At 62.0% G+C, this 24150-nt stretch carries 18 protein-coding genes and 1 riboswitch; of the genes, 11 read left to right on the top strand and 7 right to left on the bottom strand.

Translation table 11 applies throughout. The features are described from left to right. The first annotated feature begins 11 nt into the window (after positions 1-11). The 9 genes from BUA36_RS30890 (at position 12) to BUA36_RS02370 (ending at position 16857) form a co-directional block, all read left to right on the top strand. Positions 12-5198 carry a beta strand repeat-containing protein gene (locus BUA36_RS30890; RefSeq protein WP_208861847.1) on the top strand — a complete coding sequence of 1729 codons (5187 nt, stop codon included), beginning with the start codon at positions 12-14 and terminating at the stop codon, positions 5196-5198. After that, entirely contained in the window at positions 5167-6006 is an 840-nt protein-coding gene (locus BUA36_RS02405; RefSeq protein WP_229255589.1) for a FecR family protein, read from the top strand. Before BUA36_RS30890 ends, BUA36_RS02405 begins: the two co-directional genes overlap by 32 nt. Before the next feature lie 67 nt (positions 6007-6073). Further along, a complete protein-coding gene (locus BUA36_RS02400; protein WP_229255588.1) occupies positions 6074-8290 on the top strand; it encodes a heavy metal translocating P-type ATPase in 2217 nt (738 codons plus the stop codon). Continuing rightward, a complete protein-coding gene (gene cueR, locus BUA36_RS02395) occupies positions 8287-8673 on the top strand; it encodes a Cu(I)-responsive transcriptional regulator (protein WP_072781015.1) in 387 nt (128 codons plus the stop codon). The genes BUA36_RS02400 and cueR overlap by 4 nt, the downstream gene beginning before the upstream one ends. A gap of 52 nt (positions 8674-8725) precedes the next feature. Next, positions 8726-8946, top strand: a riboswitch (cobalamin riboswitch). Between the two features lie 167 nt (positions 8947-9113). Continuing rightward, entirely contained in the window at positions 9114-9710 is a 597-nt protein-coding gene (locus tag BUA36_RS02390) for a MotA/TolQ/ExbB proton channel family protein (RefSeq protein WP_072781013.1), read from the top strand. A 1-nt stretch (position 9711) separates the two neighbouring features. After that, positions 9712-10047, top strand: a complete 336-nt coding sequence (locus BUA36_RS02385) for a DUF2149 domain-containing protein (protein WP_072781012.1) — start codon at positions 9712-9714, stop codon at positions 10045-10047. Then, a complete protein-coding gene (locus tag BUA36_RS02380; protein ID WP_072781010.1) occupies positions 10034-14059 on the top strand; it encodes a cobaltochelatase subunit CobN in 4026 nt (1341 codons plus the stop codon). Before BUA36_RS02385 ends, BUA36_RS02380 begins: the two co-directional genes overlap by 14 nt. Then, positions 14056-16095, top strand: a complete 2040-nt coding sequence (locus tag BUA36_RS02375; protein ID WP_072781008.1) for a TonB-dependent receptor — start codon at positions 14056-14058, stop codon at positions 16093-16095. Before BUA36_RS02380 ends, BUA36_RS02375 begins: the two co-directional genes overlap by 4 nt. A gap of 39 nt (positions 16096-16134) precedes the next feature. Next, positions 16135-16857 (top strand): glutathione S-transferase, encoded by a 723-nt coding sequence (locus BUA36_RS02370; protein ID WP_072781007.1) that lies wholly within the window; start codon positions 16135-16137, stop codon positions 16855-16857. Here the strand turns inward: BUA36_RS02370 and BUA36_RS02365 are convergent, their stop codons facing one another. Next, positions 16858-17058: a heavy-metal-associated domain-containing protein gene (locus BUA36_RS02365; protein WP_072781005.1), complete on the bottom strand. Its 201-nt coding sequence runs from the start codon at positions 17056-17058 to the stop codon at positions 16858-16860. 70 nt (positions 17059-17128) lie between these two features. On the opposite strand from BUA36_RS02365, the gene BUA36_RS02360 reads away from it, so the two are divergent. After that, the gene (locus BUA36_RS02360) at positions 17129-17563 is read left to right on the top strand and encodes an acetyltransferase (protein WP_072781003.1); all 435 of its coding nucleotides are present in this window, start codon (positions 17129-17131) and stop codon (positions 17561-17563) included. 6 nt (positions 17564-17569) lie between these two features. Here BUA36_RS02360 and BUA36_RS02355 read toward each other — a convergent pair whose 3' ends face one another. Together BUA36_RS02355 and BUA36_RS02350 are read right to left on the bottom strand one after the other, a co-directional pair. Beyond that, positions 17570-18130 (bottom strand): PEP-CTERM sorting domain-containing protein, encoded by a 561-nt coding sequence (locus BUA36_RS02355; RefSeq protein ID WP_072781002.1) that lies wholly within the window; start codon positions 18128-18130, stop codon positions 17570-17572. A gap of 116 nt (positions 18131-18246) precedes the next feature. Next, positions 18247-18534, bottom strand: a complete 288-nt coding sequence (locus BUA36_RS02350) for a type II toxin-antitoxin system HicB family antitoxin (RefSeq protein WP_072781000.1) — start codon at positions 18532-18534, stop codon at positions 18247-18249. 280 nt (positions 18535-18814) lie between these two features. Here BUA36_RS02350 and BUA36_RS02345 point away from each other — a divergent pair, with 280 nt between their 5' ends. After that, positions 18815-19462 (top strand): CCXG family PEP-CTERM protein, encoded by a 648-nt coding sequence (locus BUA36_RS02345; RefSeq protein ID WP_072780998.1) that lies wholly within the window; start codon positions 18815-18817, stop codon positions 19460-19462. Positions 19463-19535: 73 nt separating this feature from the next. Here the strand turns inward: BUA36_RS02345 and BUA36_RS02340 are convergent, their stop codons facing one another. The 4 genes from BUA36_RS02340 to BUA36_RS02325 all read right to left on the bottom strand — a co-directional run bounded on the left by BUA36_RS02340 (position 19536) and on the right by BUA36_RS02325 (position 24111). Further along, positions 19536-21347, bottom strand: coding sequence for a PhoH family protein (locus BUA36_RS02340; protein ID WP_072780996.1), 1812 nt, complete (start codon positions 21345-21347; stop codon positions 19536-19538). A gap of 256 nt (positions 21348-21603) precedes the next feature. Continuing rightward, positions 21604-22059, bottom strand: a complete 456-nt coding sequence (locus BUA36_RS02335; RefSeq protein WP_267875096.1) for a peroxiredoxin — start codon at positions 22057-22059, stop codon at positions 21604-21606. A gap of 21 nt (positions 22060-22080) precedes the next feature. Further along, complete coding sequence (locus BUA36_RS02330) at positions 22081-23025, bottom strand: polysaccharide deacetylase family protein (protein WP_072780995.1); 945 nt, start codon at positions 23023-23025, stop codon at positions 22081-22083. 33 nt (positions 23026-23058) lie between these two features. After that, a complete protein-coding gene (locus BUA36_RS02325; protein ID WP_072780993.1) occupies positions 23059-24111 on the bottom strand; it encodes a bifunctional UDP-4-keto-pentose/UDP-xylose synthase in 1053 nt (350 codons plus the stop codon). Between the last annotated feature and the right edge of the window lie 39 nt (positions 24112-24150).

The raw sequence follows: 24150 nt of genomic DNA, 5'->3' as shown, positions 1-24150 counted from the left end.
AGATAAATACGATGAAACCGCATACTCCATTCAATTTGCGCCGCAAGGCGCTGGCCATGGTGGTGGCCGCTGCCTTCAGTACCGCGCAGGCCAATCCGGTGGCGCCAACCGTGGTGCACGGCATGGCCACCTTCAACCAGCAAGGCAGCCTGTATTCGATCACCAATACGCCCAACACCATCATCGACTGGCGCAGCTTCTCGATCGCACCGGGCGAGATCACCCGCTTTATCCAGCAGAGCAGCGACAGCAAGGTGCTGAACCGCGTCAGCGGCGTGGACCCGAGCCAGATTCTCGGTTCGCTGCAGTCGAACGGCAAGGTGTTCCTGATTAATCCCAACGGCGTGGTGTTTGGCGCCGGTTCGCGCGTGGATGTTGCGGGACTGGTGGCTTCCAGTCTGAACCTCTCGAACACGGATTTCCTGGCGGGTAAAAACAACTTCAACGGTGATGCCAGCGCGGGCAAGGTCAGCAATCAGGGCACGATCACCACGCCGTCCGGCGGCCAGATTTTCCTGGTCGCGCCAGCAGTGGAAAACAGTGGCGTGATCTCGTCGCACAATGGCGATGTGGTGCTGGCGGCGGGCAAGAGCGTGCAGCTGTTCGACTCCAGCGATCCGAATGTGCAGGTGGTGGTGTCGGCGCCGTCTGACCAGGCGATTAACCTGGGCAGCATTGTGGCGCAGGGTGGCCGCGTGGGCGTGTTTGGTGCGCTGGTCAACCAGCGCGGCGTGATCAATGCAAACAGCGCGGTGCGCGGCGAGAACGGCCAGATCGTGCTCAAGGCCAGCGGCACCACGCTGGTGGAAGCGGGCAGTACCACGACTGCCACCGGCAGCAATCTGAACACGGGCGGCGACATCATGCTGCTGGGGCAGCGAGTGGGCGTGACCGGCAATGCCGTGGTCGATGCCAGCGGCGCGGCAGGCGGCGGCAAGGTGCTGGTGGGCGGCGACTACCAGGGCAAGAATGCCGCAGTGATGAACGCCGATGCCACCTATGTGGGCAAGGATGCGGTCATCAGCGCGGATGCGACCCAGCGTGGCAATGGCGGCACGGTGGTGGTGTGGAGCCAGGAGGCGACGCGCATGCATGGCATGCTGTCGGCCCGTGGCGGCGCCAGCGGCGGCAATGGCGGGCAGATAGAAACTTCGGCCAATTATCTCGATGTGGCGGGCGCGCGCGTGAGCACCCGCGCTGCCAAAGGCGCGACCGGCACCTGGCTGCTGGACCCGTACGATATTGAAGTGGTCAGCGGCCGGCCTGGGAGCCTGACGGACGTCGCCACGTTTGGCGCTGGCCCGTCCACGGGGACCACCTCGATTGGCGCTGACCTGATTTCGGAGTCCACCGCCAATGTGGTGCTGCAAGCGAAACATGACATCACGTTCAGCAGCGCCATCACCAATACGTCCAGCGCAACGCTGACAGCGCAGGCCGGCAATGACATCAAGGTCAATGCACCGCTGTACATGAACGGCGGTGTCACGCTGAGCGCCAATGATGCCGCCAGCGGCAGCGCTTCCGGCATGGGCGGCGTCACGCTGGCGGACAATAGCGGCACCGACATCCTGCGCACCTATGGCGCGGACGCGACGCTCAAAGGCAGTTATGTGACCATTAATGGCACGGTCGACCTGGCTGGCGGCAGCCTGGACGCGCGCGCCACGGTGGCCGATGGCTATATCACGCTGGGCAGCAATAGCGCGGTGCGTACCGGCAGCAGCGGCTCGCCGTTGTTATCGTTTGTCGCCGATAACATCAACCTCAATGGCGCTGCAGGCACCATCGGCGGTGGCGCCAGCGACGGCTCCGATACGGTATCGTTGTCCACCTACACTGCCAACCGCGAGACGGTGCTGGGCGGTTCGGCCAGCGGCAAGCTGGGCCTGAGCGCTGCGGGTCTCGGGTCGATCTCCGGCGGCAACCTGGCGATCGGCCATAGCGCGGCCGGCAATATCACGACCAGCGGCGATGTCGTCCTGAGTGGCGTCGGCACCTTGCTGCTGGAGAGCGGCGGCGACATCACGCTGAGCAAGGCGCTGAGCGGCGCCCGCAACTTACGCGTCAGCGTGGATGGCAGCGGCACGCTGACCACGACCAGTAGCGCCAATGTATCCGCGACCACGACGGTAGCGCTGGTCGGCGATAGCATGACGCTTGGTGGCGTCAATGGCAGCGTCAGTGCGCAAAGCATCTCGGTGGACACGTATGGCAGCGCCACCAATATCAGCCTGGGCGCGGTGGCCAGCGGCAAGCTGAGTCTGAGCGAAGCGGAACTGAAAACGCTGAGTTCGGGCACGCTGGAAATCGGCCGGGCCGACGGTTTTGCCGGTACCGTCACGATTGACGGCGGCATCGATCTGAGCAGCGGCACGACTGCTGTGTCCCAGCTGTACCTGAAAGGCGGTGCGATCGCTGCGACTGGTACGCTCAAGACGCAAGGCCAGTTGAGCCTGGACGCCGGCACCGGTACGATCAGCGGCGCCGGTGCGCTCACGGCAGGCCAGTTGACAGCCTATGGCAGCTCAGTATCGCTGACCGGCGCCAACCAGGTGACGGACCTGAGCGGCCACGCCAACAGCGGCAGTTTTGTGTTCAATGCCGCAGGCGGTTTCAACATCAATAGCAATCTCAGCGGCAGCACGGGCATTACCTTGTCGGCTGGCGGCAATATCGAGCAGGATAACTATGCGGTGCTGAGTACACCGACCGTGAGCGTGACCACACCGCAGGCGGCCCGCCTGGATGGCATGTCCAACCAGATCGGCGCGCTGAGTGCGAGCAATATCGGTTCACTGGTGGTCAAGAATAATGGTGCGCTGACGCTGAACGCGATTTCCCTCTCCGGCACGTTTGGCGACGGGGTGGTCAACGCCAATGCGGTGGGCAACCTGACGGTGTCAGGCGCCTTGAATGCGGGAACGCAGAGCGTGACGCTGCAAGGCAGCAACGTGACCGGTACGGGCGTGATCACTGCGGCCAACCTGACCGCTATCGCCAGTAACGCAGTCTCGCTGACCGGCGCCAACCTGGCGGCCAATGTCGGCGGCTCGGCAAGCGGTGGCAGTTTTACCTACAACTCGGCAGCGGCCAATGTCAGCCTGAATAACACCTCGGCCACCGGAGGCATTGTGCTGAGCAGCACCGGCAATATCAGCGAGGGAGTCTCCAGCACGCTGCTGTCGCCATCACTGAGCGTGACGACGCCGGGTACGGTTGATTTGTCCGGTACGGACAACCAGATCGGCGCGCTGAGCGCGAGCAGTGTCGGGTCGCTTGATTTCAAAGGCAAGAATGATCTGACGCTCAATGGCCTTACGCTGACCGGCGCCCAGACTGGGGGGCAGCTTGCAATCGAGGCGCCCACCGTGACTGTGGCGGGGGCCATCGACGGCAAGACGCAGAAGGTAACACTGGAAGGCAACACGGTCACCGTCAATACGGCCAGCTCGGCGGGCCTGTTTGACATCGGCGCCAATACGCTGACGCTGGCGGCGGATGTGACGGCCTCGGTAGCCAGCGTGCGGCCGTATAGTGCCGGCTACAGCATGAAGATCGGTGCTGTGACCTGCGGCACCGGCAGCTGTGTGGCGGTGAATGACTTCTCGCACCTGGTGGCGCCTACGCTGGGACTGGGTTCCAGTGACAGTGCGCTGAACGTGGGCGATATCGCTGTGGTGAGCCTGTCGCCGGCGAACTACAACGCCATGACCAACCGCATCGGCTTACTGAGCTACAGCGGCAATATCACGCAGACTGGCGTCATCAATGTCCGCGACCTGGGCATCGAAACCGGTGGCACAGGCAATATCACGCTGACCAATGCTGGCAATACCATCACCAATCTGGCGGTGTCGCAGAGCGGCACCGGCAACCTGAGTTTCGCCAATACCGGCACGCTGGCGATTAGCCGCCTGCAGGGCGGCACTGGGACTTATACCCAGCTGTATGACATCAATGGTGTCAGCAGCGACGGCACTGTAACGCTGGATGTGCTGAGCGGCGGCATTGTGACTGGCAGCGGTACGGCGACTGGCGGTACGCTGAGCGCCAATGCGCTGGCCATGACAGCCAGTGGTGGCATCGGCGGCATCGGCAGCAGCAATGCGCTGGTAACGCATGTGTCTTCGCTCAACGCGCTCAATACGGCGGGTAGCGGCAGCACGGCCGCCATCAATATCGCCAACACCAATAACACCTTGCATAGCTCGGTGCTGACGGTGCACAAGGTCCAGCAGGTCGATGCGGGCGGGGGTAACGGCGGCGCCATCATCATCGATAACCAGGGCGGCATGACGATTGCCGATCTGTCGCCGAATGGTGTGCAGACGACTTCCGGCTCGATCACGCTGCAAACGCATAGTCCACTGGTGATTAATGGTTCGGTGACGTCGACCTCGGGCTCGATCACGCTGGCTGCGGGCACGGGCTACGATCCAAGCAATACCATCACCATCGGCAGTAACGGCACGGTGACGTCGACCAATGGCACGGTATCGATCACGGCGACCCAGTACCAGGTTAATAATACGAATCCGAACAGCGTGCACGACAAGAACGGCAGCGTGACGCCGAACTACCAGCAGCCGCCAACTCCGACGCCGACGCCGACGCCAACGCCAACGCCAGTGCCGACGCCGGTGCCGACTCCAACACCCGTACCAACGCCGGTGCCGACTCCAACACCCGTACCAACGCCGGTGCCGACTCCGACGCCAGTGCCGACGCCGGTACCGACCCCAGTGCCAACGCCTGTGCCAACGCCAGTTCCTACACCAGTGCCGACGCCTACGCCGGTACCGACACCGGTGCCAACGCCAGTGCCGACGCCGACGCCAGTGCCTACACCGGTACCGACGCCAACGCCGACACCGCCGCCATCGGCAGACATCTGCACCATCGCGCCGAATTCAGCACTGTGCCAGGTGCTGTCGCCACCGACGGCCAGTGAACCCGTCAAGCCGATACAGCAGGCAAGCAACCAGGTCATCACCATGCTGGCATCGGCGGCGTCAACGGGCAGCACTACCTCGAGCAGCGGCAGTGCATCCGGCGGCGCCACGTCGGGCGGCACCTCGCCAACGCCGACGCCAGACGACAAGAAGGATAAGGCGACTGACAAATCGGCCGATGACGCATCCAAAGACAAGAGCGGGATTAAAAATGAATCAGTTAAAAAAATGTACTGCAATTAAAGCGCTGATGCTGCTGGTGCTGTTCTGGATGGCCGGCGCCAGTTGGGCCGCTCAGGTGGCAGGCACCGTGGTGCAACTGAGCGGCCCGCTGATGGCAAAGAAAGCCGATGGGGCCGTGCGTATCCTCTCGATGAAATCAGAAGTGGAGAGCGGCGACACGCTGGTGACGGAGAAGAATACCTACGCCATGGTGAAATTCATCGACAACAGCGAGATCACACTCAAGCCATCGACCACGTTCAAGGTGGAGAACTTCAGCTTTGAGGCGGGCAACCCCAATGCCGACAGCGCTTCCTTCAATCTGGTCAAGGGCGGCCTGCGTTCGGTGACGGGCCTGCTGGGCAAGCGTAACAAGGAAAAGTTCGCGATGAAGACGCCGACCGCCACCATCGGTATTCGCGGCACCACCTTTATTGCCGAGTGGGTGGAGCCATCAGCGGAGGCCGTCGCCGCGCGTGAAGCCTATATGCTGGCCAGCACTGCTGCGCTGGACCCGCTCGCCGCGCCGGTGCAGCCGCTGATGCTGGCGCAGGGGCCTGTACCGAATATGCCTCCTACCATTAAACCGGGCCTGTATGTGCAGGTCATCGATGGCATTATCAATCTGAGCAACTCGGGCGGCTCGCAGACGTTTAACGCAGGCCAGTTTGGCTTTACGCCCAACGTTACGACGCAGGCGGTCGTGATTCCGCAGAATCCGGGCCTGAGGTTCTCGCCACCGCCCGTATTTAACCCTACCTCGTCCCAGCCGGGCGCCAATACGGCCGCACCGCCCAAGTCCAACTCCGTGGATTGCGAAGTCCGCTAAAAAAACCTTGACCTTCCAATCGTGGGATACTTGATGCTGTAGGTGTACAAACAGCATCGGGTGTCCCATGAATCAGCAAGCGATCAAAATTGACGGCATGAGCTGCGCCTCCTGCGTGGGCAGGGTGGAGCGCGTACTGGCTGCCGTGCCAGGCGTCGACAAGGTCAGTGTCAACCTGGCCACCGAAATGGCGAGGGTGGAATCGGCACAGCCACTGGATTTTTCGGTACTCAAGCAGGCGGTGGACAAGGCCGGCTATGAAGCATCGCTGCCGGCCGATGCAGCGCCCGCAACGGCTGCTGATGCTGATGCCCAGACCCCGGCCGCAGCACTTTCCGCCCATCGCCGTTATGCGCCCACGGGCGGCCTTGCCGTCGTGCTGGCCGCGCTGTTCTCCTTGCCGCTGGTGCTGCCCATGGTGCTGGAAATGGCCGGCATTGAGTGGATGCTGGATGGCCGCATTCAATGGCTGCTCGCCACGCCGGTGCAGTTCTGGCTGGGCGCGCGCTTTTATCGCGCCGGCTGGCTGGCCGCCCGCGCCCGCAGCGGCAATATGGATTTGCTGGTCGCACTGGGTACCAGCGCGGCGTATGGCCTGAGCATCTACCAGCTGCTGGCGGGCGGCGACATGCCGCATCTGTACTTTGAAGCGTCGGCCGTGGTCATCACGCTGGTCTTGCTGGGCAAGTGGCTGGAGGCGCGCGCCAAGCGCCAGACCGCCGCCGCCATCCGCGCGCTGCAAACGCTGCGCCCGGAGTCCGCGCGCGTACGCCGTGGCGGGCAGGATGTGGATGTCGCCATTCATGAAGTGCGTGTGGACGACATCATCGTGGTGCGTCCCGGCGAACGGATTGCCGCCGATGGCGTGGTCATGGAAGGCGCCAGCCATGTTGACGAAGCGCTCATCACGGGGGAGAGCCTGCCCGTTGCGCGTCATGCGGGCGAACGTGTCACGGGTGGCGCCATCAATGGCGAAGGCCTGCTGCTGGTGAGGGTTAGCGCGATTGGCGCGGAGAGCACGCTGTCGCGCATTATCCGTCTGGTGGAGGATGCGCAGGCGGCCAAGGCGCCGGTGCAGCATCTGGTGGACCGCGTCAGTGCGGTGTTTGTGCCGGTGGTGCTGGTGCTGGCGCTGCTGACCTTTGCCGGCTGGTGGCTGTATGTCGGCGATGCCGGGCAGGCCATCATCAACGCCGTGGCGGTGCTGGTGATTGCGTGTCCGTGTGCTTTAGGCCTGGCGACGCCTGCCGCGATCATGGCCGGCACCGGCGTCGCGGCGCGCCATGGCATCCTGATTAAAGATGCCGAGGCGCTGGAACTGGCCCACCGCATCACTACCGTGGCTTTCGACAAGACCGGCACGCTGACCGAAGGCCGTCCATCGCTGGCGGTGCTGGCGCCGGCGCCGGGCGTCGACGAGACACGCTTGCTGTCGCTGGCTGCGGCTGTCCAGCGCGGCAGCGAACATGCGCTGGCCCGCGCCGTACAGCAGGCTGCTGAAGCCCGCGCCGTGCCAGCGCCAGTGGCGACCGGCATCAGCGCCTTGCCCGGCCGCGGTGTCGCAGCGACGGTGGATGGCGTGCAGCTCATCCTCGGCAGCACGCGTCTGATGCGTGAGCAGGCCATCTCGCTGCAGGCACTGTCTGCCCGCGCTGAAGAACTGGAGCGCCAGGGGCATACCGTCTCGTGGCTTGCGGCGCCCGGCGCTGACGGCTTGCTTGGCCTGCTGGCTTTCGGCGACCGCATCAAGCCGCAGGCGCAGGCTGCCGTGCAGGCGCTGCATGCCATGCAGATCCAGACTATCCTGCTGACCGGCGATAACCAGGGCAGCGCCGATGCCGTCGGCAAGCAGCTCGGTGTGAAGCGCGTGATCGCCAACATGCTGCCAGCCGACAAAGCCGCCACCATCGGCACGCTGAAGACGGATGGCGCCACCATCGCCATGGTTGGTGACGGCATCAACGACGCACCGGCGCTGGCGGCGGCCGATGTCGGCATCGCCATGTCCAGCGGCACGGACGTTGCCATGCACGCTGCCGGCATCACCCTGATGCGCGGCGATCCGGCACTGGTGGCGGCCGCCATCTCGATCTCGCGCCGCAGCTACAGCAAGATCCGCCAGAACCTGTTCTGGGCCTTTATCTACAATCTGATCGGCATACCGCTGGCGGCCTTCGGCCTGCTCAACCCGATGGTAGCAGGCGGCGCGATGGCGCTGAGTTCCGTCAGTGTCATCAGCAATGCGCTGCTGCTGCGCCGCTGGAAACCGGAGAATCAAGCATGAACATTGGACAAGCCGCCACCGCCAGCGGGGTCTCCGCCAAAATGATCCGCTACTACGAGAGCATCAACCTGATCCCGGCCGGCAAGCGCACCGATGCCGGCTACCGCATCTACGGCGACAACGATGTGCACACGCTGCGCTTCGTCAAGCGTGCGCGCTCGCTGGGCTTTTCGCTGGAGCAGATCGCCGGCCTGCTGTCGCTATGGCAGGACAAGGCGCGCGCCAGCGCCGATGTGAAAGCCATCGCGCTGGGGCATGTCAATGCGCTCAATCAGCGCATCGCCGAACTGACCGAAATGCGTGACACGCTGCAATCGCTGGCCAGCTGCTGCCACGGCGACGACCGCGCCGATTGCCCGATCCTGCAAAGCCTGGCGCAGTGAAACGCCGTCTGCTGTGCTGTAAATGGTTTGAGAAGCGTCAGGCGCTTCGCGTATAATCTCGCCACGTTTTGGTGCTCGCGCCTCTGTCCAGAGGTGCAGTTAAACGGGAAACAGGGAGCCCTCCAGGGCCAACCTGTGCTGCCCCCGCAACGGTAAACAAGCGTCGTCCCCGCGTCGACTATCCGCCTCGTATATGCCACTGTGCCTCGTGCATGGGAAGGCCGGGCGGATTCGCTTGCCAGCCCGGATACCGGCCAAACAGGGGGATGCGCCATCGGCGCTTCTATTCAATCCGCTCACGGGGAGGTGAGCTGATTGCATCTGTAGTCCATTCATTTTTATGCATTTATACAGCGCGCCTCGGCAGTGCCGGCTGGTGGCCATGCCTTGCGCATGCGTCGCCGGCGTATCTTTGCGCGCTGCTTTTTCGGGACACCTCCATGTTTACTCTGCCTGTTGACGCGGCGATCCATGCGATCGAGACGCTGCTGTACTCCATCTCCAACGTGCTTTACCTCCCCGTTTTGCTCGGCATTGCCGCGCTGGTGCTGCATATGCTGTTCTGCTTCGGCAGCTTTGGCGCCGAATGGCTGGAACGCCGCCGTGGCGTGCGGATGCTGGTCGCCACTGCGAAGCAGGAGATGTCTGCCGTGTTGACTGCGCAGGAAGGCGATCCTGCACTGGATGTGCGCCTGGAACGCATCGTGCAGCGCGCCGATGCCAGTGGCGTGCGCCGTCTGGATGGCGTGCGCTTCGTGGTACGCGTCGGCCCCGCGCTGGGCCTGATGGGCACCCTGATCCCGATGGGGATTTCGCTGGCCGGTCTGGCACAAGGCAATCTGCCGAAGATGGCGGAATCGATGACCACCGCGTTCACCGCCACCGTGGTCGGCCTGGCCTGCAGCGTGGGCGCCTACGTGCTGACGCTGGTGCGCGAGCACTGGCTGCGCAGCGATCTGACTGAGATTGCGTTTGCCGCCGAAGCGCTGCTGGCATCGCACGGCGCCAAGCCGCACCTGGTCCGCGCGGAGGCCTGATATGCGCTATCTGAACAAGCACCGCTACAGTAAGCTGGGTGAGCATGGCGAAGATCCCTTGTCCGGCGTGGCCAATCTGTTTGACGCCAGTATCGTGTTCATCGTGGCGATGATGCTGGCGCTGTTCTCCGCCTGGAACATGATGGATTTGCTGGACCCGAACTCCGAAGTCACCATCGCCAAAAAATCGGCGGACGGCCATGTCGAGGTGCTGACCAAGAAGGGCGCCGAAATCAAGGTCAGCAAAGTGAGCGACAAACCGCTGTCGGGTTCCGGCAAGCGTCTGGGTACGGCCTATCAGCTGCCGGACGGGAAGGTGATCTATGTGCCGGAATAAGCTTTGGACACTGGCCCTGTCGTTGCTGTTGTTGCTGTCGCTGGCCGTTGGCGGCTATGTTCATTCGGCACAGTCGCCGCGCACGCTGGCGCTGATGCTGGGCGATATCGAGTCGCGTCCCGCCGTGCTGGCGGTGCGCGGTTTGCAGGCAGAGTTGAAAGAGCTGAACGTCGCCGTACGCATCATCCCCGTCAACAGCCTGACGCCGGCCGACCGCAGTGCGCTGGCTACCGCAGATGTGGCGGTCATCAACGTCAAAGGCCGCCAGGCGATAGCGGGTCTGAGTGGCGAATTGCAGGCATTGCAGAAAGCGCGCAAGCCGGTGTATGCGGTCGGCGGCGCACTGGATGACAGCCTGCGCGAACTGGGTGTGCGTGACGATAAGCATATCCAGTCATATCAGAGTGAAGGCGGCGTGGAAAACGTCGGCAATATGCTGCGCTACATACTGCGCAGTGACTTCGGCTCCGGAGTCAGCGCCGCGCCGGTGCATGCGATGCCGGAAGCCGGTTTGTACGACGTGGCCGCGAATCGCACCGTAGGCAGCCACGAAGAATACGTGCGTGGTTATAGCCATTACAAACCGGGGGCGCCGTGGATTGCCGTACCGTTCTATCGCGCCAGCCTGGTGGCCGGACAAACGCTGCCGCTGGCGGCCATCGCCGCGCGACTGGAAAGCAGCGGCTACAACGTGGTGCCGGTATTCGGCTACCCCTACGAAGTCCCACTCAAGCTGCTGCTGGACGAAAACGGCAAGAGCCGCGTTGACCTGATCGTCGCACTGGGCATGAAGGTGGGCGGTACTTCCAGCGTCGGCGCCATCCTCGACAAGATCGGCGTGCCGGCGATTAATGCGATCACGCTGAGCCAGCAGACGTTGGCGCAATGGCAGGAATCCAAAGTCGGCCTGGATATCATCGAGCGTACCTGGCAACTGGCTGGCGCCGAAGCGGCGGGGCTGATCCAGCCGACCGTGGTTGCCAGCCGTGAGCGCATCAGCGATGCGCAGACCGGCCTGGCCTATGTGGAAGAGACGCCGATCGCCGAACGCATAGAGCGCCTCAACGAACGCGTGGCGGCGTGGCTGACGCTGCGCCAGAAGGCCAATAGCGACAAGCGCATCGCCATGATCTACTTTAACTACCCGCATGGTTCGGAGACCATCGGTGCCGCGTATCTGAACGTGCTGCCGGAAAGCCTGTGGCAGATCGTGCAGCGCCTGAAGCATGACGGCTACCGCACCGGCGAAGCGCTGCCTCGCAACGAAGCGGAACTGCAAGGCGAAATCCAGAAGTGGGGCAACTATCCCGGCAAGTCCAAAAGCGACTACAGCGCGGGCCTGAAGCATCTGGCGGAAAGCGGCCAGGCCTTGCTGGTGCCGCTGTCGGATTACCAGCAGTGGTTTGCCGCGCTGCCAGCGCCGCTGCGGGCAGCGATAGAGCAGTCGTGGGGCAAGCCGGAAAAGGCGCCGGTCCTGTGGCGTAATGCGAAAGGCGAGGCATTCTTCGTTTATCCGGCGCGCCGCTTTGGCAATGTGCTCATGGCGCCGCAGCCGGGACGTGCGTGGGAGCAGAACCTGGAGAAGCTGCACAATGAAGTCAGCATGCCGCCATCGCATGAATACATCGCGTTTTATCTGTGGCTGCAAAAAGACTTTCGGGCCCACGCCGTCATGCACATCGGCACCCACGGTACACAGGAGTGGCTGAGCGGTAAAGAGGCCGGCCTGTCGGAGAGCGACCCGACCGAAGCGCTGATTGGCGCCATGCCCAACATCTACCCCTATGTGATGGATGACGTGGGCGAGGGCATCCAGGCCAAACGTCGCGGCATGGCGACCATCATCGACCATATGACACCGCCGTTTGATGTGGCGGGCCTGAATCCTGATCTGCGCGAATTGGGCGCGCTGCTGAACGACTACCGTGTCGCCGAGCAGAAAAGCCCGCTGCTGGCGGCCAGCCATCTGAAAGCCATCAACCGTCTCGCTGCAAAAAGTGGTGTGTTGAAGGACATGAAAAAGACCGGGCTGAAGTCGGAAGCGGATATGGAAGGCCTGGAGGAATATCTCGACGACATCGGCAGCAAGCTGACGCCATTTGGCCTGCATACCTTTGGCGTTGCGCCGAATCCTGAACAGCGCAATGCCATGGCGCGGGCTGTCGTTAGTCTCGATGACAAGGCCAGCGCCGAGCCGAAGGCCACGCGCATCGCGCGGCTGGAAGCGGATATCGAGCAAAGCGCGCAGCTGGAACTGGACCGTCTGATGCAGGCGCTGTCCGGCCGCTATATTCCAACGGGTCCCAGCGCGGACCTGTTACGCAATCCGAATGCGCTGCCGACGGGGCGCAACTTCTTCGGGCTTGATCCGTCGCGTATTCCGGGCAAGACCACCTACGAGGCGGGCGCCAAACTGGCGCAGCAGCTGGTGGAGGATTACCGCAAGCGGCACGGCGCCTATCCGGAAAAGCTCAGCATGAATTTGTGGGGTGTCGAGACCTCGCGCCATGAAGGCGTGATGGAGGCACAGGCGATGGCGCTGATGGGCGTGCGGCCCAGCTGGGATGAGCGCGGCCGCGTGACCGGTGTCCAGGCAATCTCGCGCAAGCAGCTGGGACGCCCGCGCGTGGACGTGACGCTGGTGTCGTCCGGCCTGTTCCGCGACCTGTTCCCGAATCTGCTGGCGCTCCTGGATCAAGCCGCGCAGCTGGCGCAGAAGCAGGAGGATGAAGGCGGCAATGTGCTGCAACAACATAGCGCCAAGGTCGCCGCAGCGCTGGCCAGGCGTGGTATCACGGCCGAGGAGGCGCAGCGTATGGCCTCGGTACGCATTTTTGGCCTGCCGAGCGGCGCGTATGGCACGCAGATCGAAAAGCTGATCCCGCTCACCAACGCCTGGCAGAACGAGAAGGACGTGGCGGATATGTTCATCAACCGCATGAGCCATCCGTTCGGCGCCGGTTACTGGGGCAATGACAAGGCCAGCCCTGAGCAGCGCCGCGAGTTGTTCACGCAGGCGCTGTCCGGCAGCCAGATCGCGCTGCACAGCCGTTCCAGCAATCTGTTCGCGACGCTGGATAACGATGATTTCTTCCAGTATCTGGGCGGTACCGCGATGGCGATTCGCAGTGTGGATGGCAGGACGCCGGAGGTGGTGGTCAGCGACCTGGCCAATCCGCGCCGCGCCACACACAAAACGCTGGAGCAGTACATGGGCCAGGAAATGCAGGCGCGTTACCTGAATCCGCGCTGGGCTGACAATATGCTCAAGGAAGGCTACTCCGGTGCGCGTTATCTCAACCGTGTGGTGGACTACCTGTGGGCCTGGCAGGTGACGGTGCCCGAGGTAGTTGACAGCGGCAAGTGGCAGCGCATGTACGACACCTATGTCGAAGACCGCCATGGCCTCAAGGTGCGCGAGCGCATCGCCAATGCTGGCAACCTGCGTGCATTCCAGGCGATCACCGACCGTATGCTGAGCGCGATCGAACGCGGTTACTGGAAGCCGGGCGACGCAGTGCGCAACAGGCTGACGCAGATGAATGCGCAGGCCATCAGGGAAGCTGGCGTGTCGTGCAGCGCGGATTCGTGCAGCAAGGCCACGCTGAAGGTGGCGCCGCAGTTCAATCCGGATTTCGTGCCCAACGTCGGTTCCAATATGGCCATCGCACGCGGTGCGGCAGCGGCGGCACGTCCCGGTGGCGCCGCGCCGTCGCCGCAGGTGGCGATGCAGAACGCCGCCGCCGATCTGCAGGCGCTGCAGGCGAAGGCCGAGGCGCAGCAACCAGCTCCATCGCCGCCGGCCAAGGCCAGGCCTGCGCCGCAACCGAAGCCGACGCCAGAAGCTGCCGACGCCAAAGTCAGCGGCTTTGAGATGCAGACCCTGACCAATCTGACGCCGGTGCAGAAGACGGTCGGCACCCTGGTGCTGCTGGCATTGGCCGCCGCGCTGGTCGGTGTGGGCTATGTCAGCCGGCGTAACAAACTCCGGAAATTGAAAGGCTTCTTATGATGCACAAATCCCTCGTCGCGCTGGCGGTGGTTTTACCGCTGGCCGCTTACGCTGATCCTGTGGATACCAGCACCGTGGAAGTGCGCGGCCACTACGATAACGGCGTTGGCACCTCCAATGCCGCCAGCCAGGGCGCGGTGACGGCGGAACTGATCGCCAATCGTCCCGCGCTACGGCCCGGTGAGCTGCTGGAGTTTGTGCCGGGCGTGATCGTGACGCAGCACTCCGGTGACGGCAAGGCCAACCAGTACTTCCTGCGCGGTTTCAATCTGGACCACGGCACGGACTTTGCGACGTTTGTCGACGGCATGCCGGTCAACATGCGCAGCCATGCCCACGGCCAGGGTTACACGGATCTGAACTTCCTGATCCCCGAGCTGGTGGACCGCATCAATTACAAGAAAGGTCCGTATTACGGGGATGAAGGCGACTTCGCTTCCGCTGGCGCCGCGCACATGACGCTGGCGAACAGGCTCAGAGAAAACACCGCCAGCGTGACGCTCGGCGAGAACCGCTACGTGCGCTCGGTGGTGACGGGTTCGGCGCCGCTGGGCGCGGGCAATCTGGTGTACGGCGCCGAACTGGGACATAACAATGGTCCGTGGGTGGAGCCGGAAGCGTTCCACAAAAGCCTGGGCGTGCTGCGCTATGCGCAAGGCGCCAGCGATGACCAGTTCAGCGTGACCGGCATGTTCTACAAGGGCGCCTGGCGCGCCAGCAATCAGATTCCGCTGCGTGCGGTGCAGAGCGGCGCGCTCGATCCGTATGGCGCCATCGATTCCAGCGACGGTGGCAGGACCTCGCGCTACAGTGTGTCGGCGACGATGCGCAAGCGCAGCAGCGATGCGCTGTTCCAGGCGAACGCTTATCTGGTGCAATCGAGTCTGACGCTGTTCAACAACTTCACGTATTTCCTCGACGATCCTGAAAATGGCGATCAGTCGCGGCAGACGGAGAAACGCCGCATGGGTGGTTTTGACGTGGCGCAGACGTGGTTCAGCCACTGGGGTGGCGTTGATGTCAGCAACAAGGTTGGCGTGCAGGGACGCTACGATTATCTGTCGCCGCTGGCGCTATATGCGACGCACAACCAGCAGACGCTGCGCACCATCACGGAATCGAGGGTGAAGGAGGGCAGCCTGGCTGCCTATCTGGAAAGCACCGTGCAGTGGCGTGACTGGCTGCGCACCACGGCGGGCTTGCGCTATGACCGCTATCGCTTTGATGTGAACAGCAATATCGCTGAAAACTCGGGCAAGGTCAGTGCCGGCACCACCTCGCCGAAATTCAGCGTGGTGCTGGGGCCATGGGCCAGGACCGAATTCTTCGTCAACTACGGCGAAGGCTTTCACAGCAACGATGCGCGCGGCACCACGGTGCATCTGACGCCGAAGGAGCGCGAACCTATCGATCCGGTCACGCCGCTGGTCAAGACGCGCGGCGCGGAGATTGGTGCGCGCACCGAGTTCCTGCCTGGCTTGCAAAGCTCGGTCGCGGTGTGGAAGCTGCGCTCGGAGTCGGAGCTGGTGTTTTCCGGCGATGCTGGCGATACCTCGCCGAGCCGTGGCAGCTACCGTTCCGGCATCGAGTGGAATAACCACTACATCGCCAATGCGTGGCTGCTGTTCGATCTGGACCTGGCCTACTCGCGCGGCCGCTACACGGAGCATGACGAGGTGGGCGACTACATCCCGGGCGCGATCGGCAAGGTGGCGTCGCTTGGTGCGACGGTGATCGATCTGGGACCGTGGTCGGCGGCGTTCCAGATGCGCTACTTCGGTCCGCGTCCGCTGGTTGAAGATAACAGCCAGCGTTCAGCAACGACGGCGATTGCGTATGCGCGGGTCGGCTACAAATTCAACCGCCGCTGGACGGCGCAGCTGGATGCCTTCAACCTGTTTGACCGCCAGGTCAGCGATGTGGACTACTACTACGCTTCGCGCCTGCCGGGCGAACCGGCGGAGGGCGTGAACGACATCCACTACCATCCGGCCGAACGTCGTTCGTTCCGCCTGACGCTGAAAGCGGTGTTTTAACGGGCGCCGCCTCGGCCGGGGCGGTGCTAGCATGGTCTGATGACGACTCCATACCAACTTTACTACTGGGACGGCCTGCAAGGCCGCGGTGAATTTGTCCGGCTGGCGCTGGAGGAAGCAGGCGTGCCGTACGTCGATGTGGCGCGGCAGAAGAAGGGCATGCCTGCATTGATGGCCAGCCTGAATGGCGACAAGGTCGCGCATCCATCGTTCGCACCGCCCGTGCTGCAGGCGGGCGAACTGCTGATCGGGCAGACCACCAACATCCTGCTGTTCCTCGGCGCAAAGCACAAGCTGGCGCCGCGCGCGGAAGCAGGGCGGCTGTGGGCCAACCAGCTGCAGCTGACCATCGCGGATATCGTCGCGGAGGCGCATGATACGCACCACCCGATCTCCACCAGCAAATATTATGAAGACCAGAAAAAGGAAGCCAGGGCGCGCGCCAGGGATTTCCGGGAGCAGCGCATACCCAAGTTCCTGGATTATTTTGAAGGCGTGATACAGCACAATCCTGGCCGTGGCGGCTACGCCGTCGGCGCGCGTCTAAGCTATGTGGATTTGTCGCTGTTCCAGCTGATTGAAGGACTGAGCTATGCGTTCCCGAAAACGATGGCCAAGCTGGCGCCATCGTATCAAGGCCTGTTCGCCTTGCGCGACAAGGTGGCGCAGCGGCCCAATATCGCCGCCTATCTGCGCTCGAAGCGGCGGATACCGTTTAACGAAAGCGGCATCTTCCGCTATTATCCCGAGCTGGAAAAATAATCAGCTTGCGCTGGTGACCGGATAGCCGGCATCGGCGATGGCCGATTTCAGCGGCGCCAGTGGCGTGGCGCTGTCGATCCTGACCGACTTGGTGGCCAAATCAATTTCCACTTTGGCGCTGGCATCGATGGCCTGCACCGCCTTGGTCACCGCACCAACGCAGTGGCCGCAGCTCATGTTTTCGACGTGAAGCTGATACATTGCATACTCCTTGAAACGGTTACGATAACCACACTGTAAACTTTCCTGCGATGGGAAGGTCAAGCACTTTATGAAAATCAGATTATCCCAGGCCAGTGATGGCGAACGCGCTGTCGATATCTGGCGCCGCGCGGTGGACGCCACCCATGACTTCCTGAGCGCGCCGGACCGCGCCGCTATTGAGGCAGAGGTGCGCGGCTTCCTGCCGCACGCGCCCTTGTGGCTGGCGGTGGACCAGCACGATGTCGTGCAGGGCTTTATGCTGCTGGATGGCGACAGGATGGAGGCGCTGTTTGTCGATCCCGCCTGCCATGGCCGCGGTGTCGGAAGGGCGCTGGTGGAGCATGCGCTGGCGTTGCAGCCGGCGCTGGCGACCGACGTCAATGAACAGAATCCCGGCGCCGCAGCGTTTTACGAACGGATGGGCTTTGCGCGCACCGGCAGGTCAGCGCTGGATGGACAAGGGCGTCCGTATCCCTTGATCCATCTGCGTAGCGGCCGGTAGGGCCGGTCAGGATTGCTGCTTGCGGCGGGCCGCGAAGGCCAGCAGGCCCAGACCTGCGCCAAGCATGGCGTAAGTGGTTGGCTCGGGTACGGAGGCGATCGCATGCAGGCCTGTGTAAGGGCCATTGCTGATCCGCGCGCCGTCGAGGCGCCAGTTATTCGACGACACCGCGCTGCCACTGCAATACGCCGAAGAACCATCCATGCACCAGTAATTGTGGCCGGAGCCCACAGTGGGGTTCTGAATCAGCGCGATATGGTTGGATGAATAGTTGAACGACAAATCGTGGCTGGAGGCGACAAAGGCGGAGTAGGCGTACACCGCGGAGTTGCCGTGGGTCAGGGTGAAGCTGGACGTACCGTCGTTGAGCGAGAGATTCCAGTCCAGCAAATTGGCTGCACCAATGTCGCCCAGCGTGCCATCGGTGGTGATGGACCCGGTAATCGAGGCCGCGCCTTGGGTAATGTTGACGAAATACTGGATATTGCTTGCCTGAGCGGTACCGGCTAATGCCAGCACGGCAACAGCGCCCAGCAGGGCGCGCGAAACGGCGATACGAATGGTCATGATTTATCCCCTTTGTTTTAGATTTTTTAAAATGCAAATACAGCAATAATGTTGTCATTATTTCAGTGCTTGCATTTTAAAAGGTTGCAACAAGGAGACATGCTAAAAAATTAATTTCAATCGTCGGGCGGATCGTCCAGGCGCGCCAGGTCCAGGCTGACCAGCGCCCAGATGCCACCCGCATAATCGGGTTCCTGCGACAGGGTTTCGACCTCGGAAGGGCGGATTTCGAATGGTTTGCCCTGCTCAACCAGCTGGCCGACGTGGCCGTAGATGGCCTTGGTCGCATTGCTCATGGCCTTGTCCACTGTGTCACCGGTTGTCACACAGCCAGGAATGTCCGGTACCGTCACGCCGTATTTCTTGGCGCCCACCGTCTTCTGGATCAGGATAGGGATGTCCATGATGTCTAACCTCTGCTGAGAGCAAACACGGGCAAAATCAACGACTTGGAAGTCTAGTGTCATACAGGTTGCCGCCGGTTTCAAGCACTTTCGTACGCACGGAAACACCCCGCTGTTTGAGGTTTTGAGTGATTGACATGGATTATTGCCTCAGATAATATTCTAACCATGCTCAATTGCATTTAAAGTATCTTTAAAGAAAGATACTCAAGCTAGGTCCCCCATCCCCGTACCTGGTCAAGCGCAACGCTTTATTTACCTAACCTCCACGGGGATCAATATGAAATTCGTCAAACTCGCCGCACTGGCCGTTGCTATGGTTTATGGCAGCTCGGAAGCTGCCGTCATCACTTTCCAGACTGGTTACTCGAACGCGGGCGTGCAAGCCACCGCCAACGATTACCGTGACGTCGTCAACGCGGCTGTTGCCAGTTCGCCATACGGCTCGACCGTGCTGAGCAGCTACGACAATGTGTCGAACAATGCCATCTTTGGCGCTGGCTCGACCAATATTGCGTTCAAGTCCACGATCAATTTCGGTGTTGGTTCCGGCGGCACGTATTCGTTCCGCGCCGGTGTTGACTTCGGCAATGGCGGCGCCGTGTTCCTCGACGGCCAGTCGGTCGCGCTGACTACCAGCGATATGTGGTGGGCTGGCAGCTACAGCAACACTGGCGGCATCTTCGCGGTCAATAACCAGGCCCTGTCGGCCGGCAATCACACGCTGACCATCTACGGCCTGGAAGGCTGCTGCGACGGCGGCCAGCAGGTGCAGTACGCGGTGAATGGCGGTGCATTCCAGAGCTTCAACAATAGCTCGCTGCAGCTGGCTGCCGCCGTGCCTGAGCCGGAAACCTATGCCATGTTGCTGGGTGGCCTGGGCGTGGTTGGCGCGGTTGCGCGTCGTCGCCGCAAACAGCAGGCTTAAGCGGGCTCCAAAAAAACAGCCCCGCCGGCATTGCTGCGGGCGGGGCTGAAAACTATCTAAACGATTTACGTCATTACAGCACTTCGCTGGCGTGGTCCGCCAGGCGCGAGCGTTCGCCGCGCGCCAGCGTCACATGGCCGCTGTGCGACCAGCCTTTGAAGCGGTCCACCACATAGGTCAGGCCGCTCGAACCTTCGGTCAGGTACGGCGTATCGATCTGCGCGATGTTACCCAGGCAGATGATCTTGGTACCCGGACCGGCACGCGTCACCAGCGTCTTGACCTGTTTGGGCGTCAGATTTTGCGCTTCGTCGATAATCAGGAACTTGTTGACGAAGGTACGGCCGCGCATGAAGTTGAGCGACTTGATCTTGATGCGCGAACGGATCAGGTCCTGCGTTGCCGCACGGCCCCATTCGCCGCCATCCGAGTCGGACTTGTTCAGCACTTCCAGGTTGTCGTCAAACGCGCCCATCCACGGCGACATTTTCTCTTCTTCCGTGCCCGGCAGGAAACCGATGTCTTCACCGACCGGCACCGTCACGCGGGTGACGATGATTTCGTTGTAGAGCTTGGTTTCCAGCACTTGCGCCAGGCCGGCCGCCAGGGCCAGCAGGGTTTTACCCGTGCCCGCCTGGCCCAGCAGCGTGACGAAGTCGCATTCCGGATTCATGAGCAGGTTCAGGGCAAAGTTCTGCTCGCGGTTGCGCGCGGTGACGCCCCAGACGTTGTTCTTGTTGTGGCTGAAATCGCGCAGGGTCTGGATCACGGCGGTCTTGCCGTTGATTTGCTTGACCTGGCCATAGAACGGCGCTTCGCCATTTTTCGGCTCCAGGAAAACGAACTGGTTGACCAGCATCGACGGCACGAAGGGCCCGGTGACGCGGTAGAACGTGGCGCTCTGGCCGTTCTTGTTTTCCTGCCAGGACTCCAGATCCTTGCCGTGCTTGGTCCAGAAGTCGTCCGGCAGCTGGACGATGCCCGAGTACAGCAGGTCGGTGTCTTCCAGCACGTGGTCGTTGAAGTAGTCTTCCGCCGGCAGGCCCAGCGCGCGCGCCTTGATACGCATGTTGATGTCTTTCGACACCAGCACGATGGCGCGGCCTTCCTGCTCCGCTTCCAGCGACCGCACCACGGACAGGATCTGGTTGTCGGCCTTGCCGGAAGGCAGACCCACTGGCAGCTCCGCCGTTTGCAGGCGGGTCTGGAAGTACAGACGGCCCTTGGCGTCCTTGTTGCCCAGCTTGGACAGCGGAATGCCGTTTTCGATGGCGTCGTCATCGGTATTGGACACCAGCGCGTCGAGCGTGCGCGACACCTGGCGGGCGTTGCGCGCCACTTCGGTCATGCCCTTCTTGTGGTTGTCCAGCTCTTCCAGCGTCATCATCGGCAGGTAGACATCGTGCTCCTCAAAGCGGAACAGCGACGATGGATCGTGCATGAGCACGTTGGTGTCCAGCACAAACATCTTGGTGGTGCCGGTCTTGTCCGCATGGCGGCTGGTGGACGACTTGATCGCCACTTCGTTCGCCTTGTGCTTGGCGGGATGTGGCGCCTCGGCCGTAATCGGCGTGACTTTGCCACGCGGCGACGATTTGCCTTTGGCTTCGATGGTGTCGGCAGCGGCTTGCAGCACCGCTGGTGCGGCTTTCAGTACAGCGGCCACAGCTTTGCCTTTGAGCGGGGCAGGGGCTTTGGCAACGACGGGTTTCTTTGCTGCGGGAACGGCTTTAACGGTTGCCGCCTTCTTCGGCGCTGGTGCAGGCTCAGGCGCGATGTCGGCGACTGCCGCGAGGGCAGGAGACGGACGTGGGCCGCTGGCCTTAGGGTAATCTTTTGCCAGCAGTATAGTCGCTGGCTTACTTGGTAATTTTGGCAGTGGCATCAGGATCTCAATCGAAAATTAACTGGAGGAATCCGCCCATAGGCGCGCGCCGCCAAGCGTACAGCTGCGCGGAAACCGGATGGGGTGGATGCTTTAGGGGAAAACAGGTGAAAGACTGCCGATGGGCATAGTTGCAGCCCGGTGAGTACCGCAGGGTGGCCGGATGGCCACCGAGGAGGGTAAGAGGTACAGTGCTGACTCAAAATGTGGTTACGTTCCTGCTGGTTGAGTAAACCGGAAGCTGCAACGCTACAACTCAAGCCTGATGCGCTACAAATTCCAGCACTTCATCGACGTGACCTGCTACCTTCACGCCTCTCCATTCTTTCACCAATTGGCCTTGAGCGTCAATCACAAACGTACTGCGCTCAATGCCGCGTACAGTCTTACCATACATTTGCTTCATCTTCATGACACCGAACTGCTGGCACAGCGCTTCTTCCGGATCGGAGATGAGTTCGAACGGCAGGCCCAGCTTGGCCTTGAAGCCCTCGTGCGAGCGGATCGAATCGCGGCTGATGCCGTAGATTTCGGTGCCGGCCGCCTGGAACTGCTCGTGCAGGTCGCGGAACGCCATGTTTTCGGTGGTGCAGCCAGGGGTGTTGTCCTTCGGGTAGAAGAACAGCACGGTGTAACGTGCCGGCCGGCCGGACAGCTCGAAGGTCTGGCCGCTGGTCATCGGTGCGGAAAAATTGCTTATTGCGTCAGCCACTGGCGTCTCCTGGAGGGGTTATTAAGCTTGGGCTGCGCCCTGGGTAATCAACTGGCCAGAACGTCCCGGCAGCTCGCCCCAGGTGATGGGGCAAACCGGCATCGGCAGATGCTGGATCTTCTGATAGTAGTCGGACATGGACGCCAACTGGTATCCCTGTGCTTGCCAACCTGCCAATAACTGCCCGAATATGGGGGCAAGTTTCTGTCCTTCAAGCTCTGCGTGCAAAGTATAAACATGGTCGCGCGTGGCGCCTTCGGTCAGCTTGAGCAGGAAGGCGGCGATATTGCCGGTGCCGATAGTGACGCCATCGATTTCGCAACCGAGCAGCTCGTCCAGCGTCGGCAGCGTGGTCGGCATCTGGATGTGCTGCAGCACCTGGCCGCCGTCGGACAGGCGGTGCGGGCCATCGGCCGGATTGGCCAGCGTGCCATTGGCGTTCAGCACGCAGCGGCCGTCGGAGGCGTAGCCATAGCCGGCCGTGTCATGCTCATGGAAGGCGCCGTTGTTCATCTGCCAGCCGGCCGCGCCATGGGTACGCGGCGCCACGCCAAACACTTGCGTGAAACGGGCGGCGGCCTTGCGCATCATGCTGGTCGACCAGGCGGCGTCGCGGTTGGCGACGTTGTCCTGCCACAGCACGTGGTCCCAGGTGTGGATGCCGCATTCAAAGCCGGCGTCCTGCACCGCGCGCATCTCGGCCGCGCATTGCTTGCCGATGTCCGGGCCGGGCAGCAGGGTGCCGTACATCAGGGTCTTGAAACCGTAATGTTCAACCACCGAGGTGCGCGAGACTTTGCTGAAGAAACCTGGACGCAGCGCGCGGCGCAGCGCCCAGCCGGTGTGATCCGGACCCAGCGAGAACAAAAAGGTGGCGCCAGCGTGGTGCGCCTTGAGCATGCGTACCAGGTTGGGTACGCCTTCGCGGGTGCCGCGGTAGGTGTCGACATCAATCTTCAACACCATCAGCGGCTTGTGAGTTGCGTTAGCGGTCAATGCTTAGTCCATCAGTTTCTGTGCTTCGGCGACCTGGCTGCGGTAGGCGTCGAAGATTTTCTTGAGCGCGTCAGCCATGGTGGTGGTTGGTTTCCAGCCCAGCTCTTCACAGGTGTTGGTGATCTTTGGCACGCGGTTCTGCACGTCCTGGTAGCCCGCACCGTAGTAGGCGCCCGAGGTGGTTTCGACGATCTGCACCTTGGCGGCGCCATCGGCGTACTCAGGGTATTTCGGCGCCAGTTCCAGCATCATGTTGGCCAGTTCGCGGATCGAGTAGTTGTTGACCGGATTGCCGATATTGTAGATCTTGCCGGTGGCGGCGCCGTTCTTGTTGTCGATGATCTTCATCAGCGCATCGATACCGTCGTCGATGTCGGTGAACGCACGCTTCTGGTGGCCGCCGTCGACCAGCGAAATGTTCTCGCCACGGACGATGTGGCCGAAGAACTGGGTCACCACGCGCGACGAACCTTCTTTAGGCGTGTGGATCGAATCCAGGCCGGCGCCGATCCAGTTGAATGGACGGAACAGGGTGAAGTTCAGGCCTTCCATGCCGTAGCCCCAGATCACGCGGTCCATCAGCTGCTTGGCGTTGGAGTAGATCCAGCGCGGCTTGTTGATCGGGCCGCAGATCAGTTCCGAGTTCTCCGGATCGAACTCTTCGTCGTGGCACATGCCATACACTTCCGAGGTCGACGGGAACACCAGGTGCTTGCCGTACTTGGCAGCCGAACGCACGATCGGCAGGTTGGCTTCGAAGTCCAGTTCAAACACGCGCAGCGGCGCCTTGACGTAGGTCGATGGCGTGGCAATCGCCACCAGCGGCAGGATCACGTCGCACTTTTTGACGTGGTACTCGACCCATTCCTTGTTGATGGTGATGTCGCCTTCGAAGAAGTGCATGCGCGACTTGTAGGACTCATTCTCCAGCAGGTCGGTGATACGGTCGGTGTTCATGTCCATGCCGTACACGTGCCAGTCGGTGGTTTCCAGAATGCGCTTCGACAGGTGATGGCCGATGAAGCCATTGACGCCGAGGATGAGTACTTTTTTCATGTTGATTGTCCAGGTAATGTTCTAGGTCCGCTGGCGCCG

The sequence above is a fragment of the Duganella sacchari genome, from assembly GCF_900143065.1.
Classification (GTDB): Bacteria; Pseudomonadota; Gammaproteobacteria; order Burkholderiales; family Burkholderiaceae_D; genus Rugamonas; species Rugamonas sacchari.
Note: the sequence above shows the minus strand (reverse complement) of the source record. Positions and strands in the feature narration are given on the sequence as shown.

Bases quoted from the DNA above. Each gene is read 5' to 3' on its own strand.
- BUA36_RS02380 (WP_072781010.1), top strand. From the start codon at position 10,034: ATGTGCCGGAATAAGCTTTGGACACTGGCCCTGTCGTTGCTGTTGTTG.
- BUA36_RS02360 (WP_072781003.1), top strand. From the start codon at position 17,129: ATGAAAATCAGATTATCCCAGGCCAGTGATGGCGAACGCGCTGTCGAT.
- BUA36_RS02330 (WP_072780995.1), bottom strand. From the start codon at position 23,025: ATGGTGTTGAAGATTGATGTCGACACCTACCGCGGCACCCGCGAAGGC.
- BUA36_RS30890 (WP_208861847.1), top strand. From the start codon at position 12: ATGAAACCGCATACTCCATTCAATTTGCGCCGCAAGGCGCTGGCCATG.
- BUA36_RS02355 (WP_072781002.1), bottom strand. From the start codon at position 18,130: ATGACCATTCGTATCGCCGTTTCGCGCGCCCTGCTGGGCGCTGTTGCC.
- BUA36_RS02390 (WP_072781013.1), top strand. From the start codon at position 9,114: ATGTTTACTCTGCCTGTTGACGCGGCGATCCATGCGATCGAGACGCTG.
- BUA36_RS02345 (WP_072780998.1), top strand. From the start codon at position 18,815: ATGAAATTCGTCAAACTCGCCGCACTGGCCGTTGCTATGGTTTATGGC.
- BUA36_RS02325 (WP_072780993.1), bottom strand. From the start codon at position 24,111: ATGAAAAAAGTACTCATCCTCGGCGTCAATGGCTTCATCGGCCATCAC.
- BUA36_RS02340 (WP_072780996.1), bottom strand. From the start codon at position 21,347: ATGCCACTGCCAAAATTACCAAGTAAGCCAGCGACTATACTGCTGGCA.
- BUA36_RS02375 (WP_072781008.1), top strand. From the start codon at position 14,056: ATGATGCACAAATCCCTCGTCGCGCTGGCGGTGGTTTTACCGCTGGCC.
- BUA36_RS02370 (WP_072781007.1), top strand. From the start codon at position 16,135: ATGACGACTCCATACCAACTTTACTACTGGGACGGCCTGCAAGGCCGC.
- BUA36_RS02365 (WP_072781005.1), bottom strand. From the start codon at position 17,058: ATGTATCAGCTTCACGTCGAAAACATGAGCTGCGGCCACTGCGTTGGT.
- BUA36_RS02350 (WP_072781000.1), bottom strand. From the start codon at position 18,534: ATGGACATCCCTATCCTGATCCAGAAGACGGTGGGCGCCAAGAAATAC.
- BUA36_RS02405 (WP_229255589.1), top strand. From the start codon at position 5,167: ATGAATCAGTTAAAAAAATGTACTGCAATTAAAGCGCTGATGCTGCTG.
- cueR (WP_072781015.1), top strand. From the start codon at position 8,287: ATGAACATTGGACAAGCCGCCACCGCCAGCGGGGTCTCCGCCAAAATG.
- BUA36_RS02385 (WP_072781012.1), top strand. From the start codon at position 9,712: ATGCGCTATCTGAACAAGCACCGCTACAGTAAGCTGGGTGAGCATGGC.
- BUA36_RS02400 (WP_229255588.1), top strand. From the start codon at position 6,074: ATGAATCAGCAAGCGATCAAAATTGACGGCATGAGCTGCGCCTCCTGC.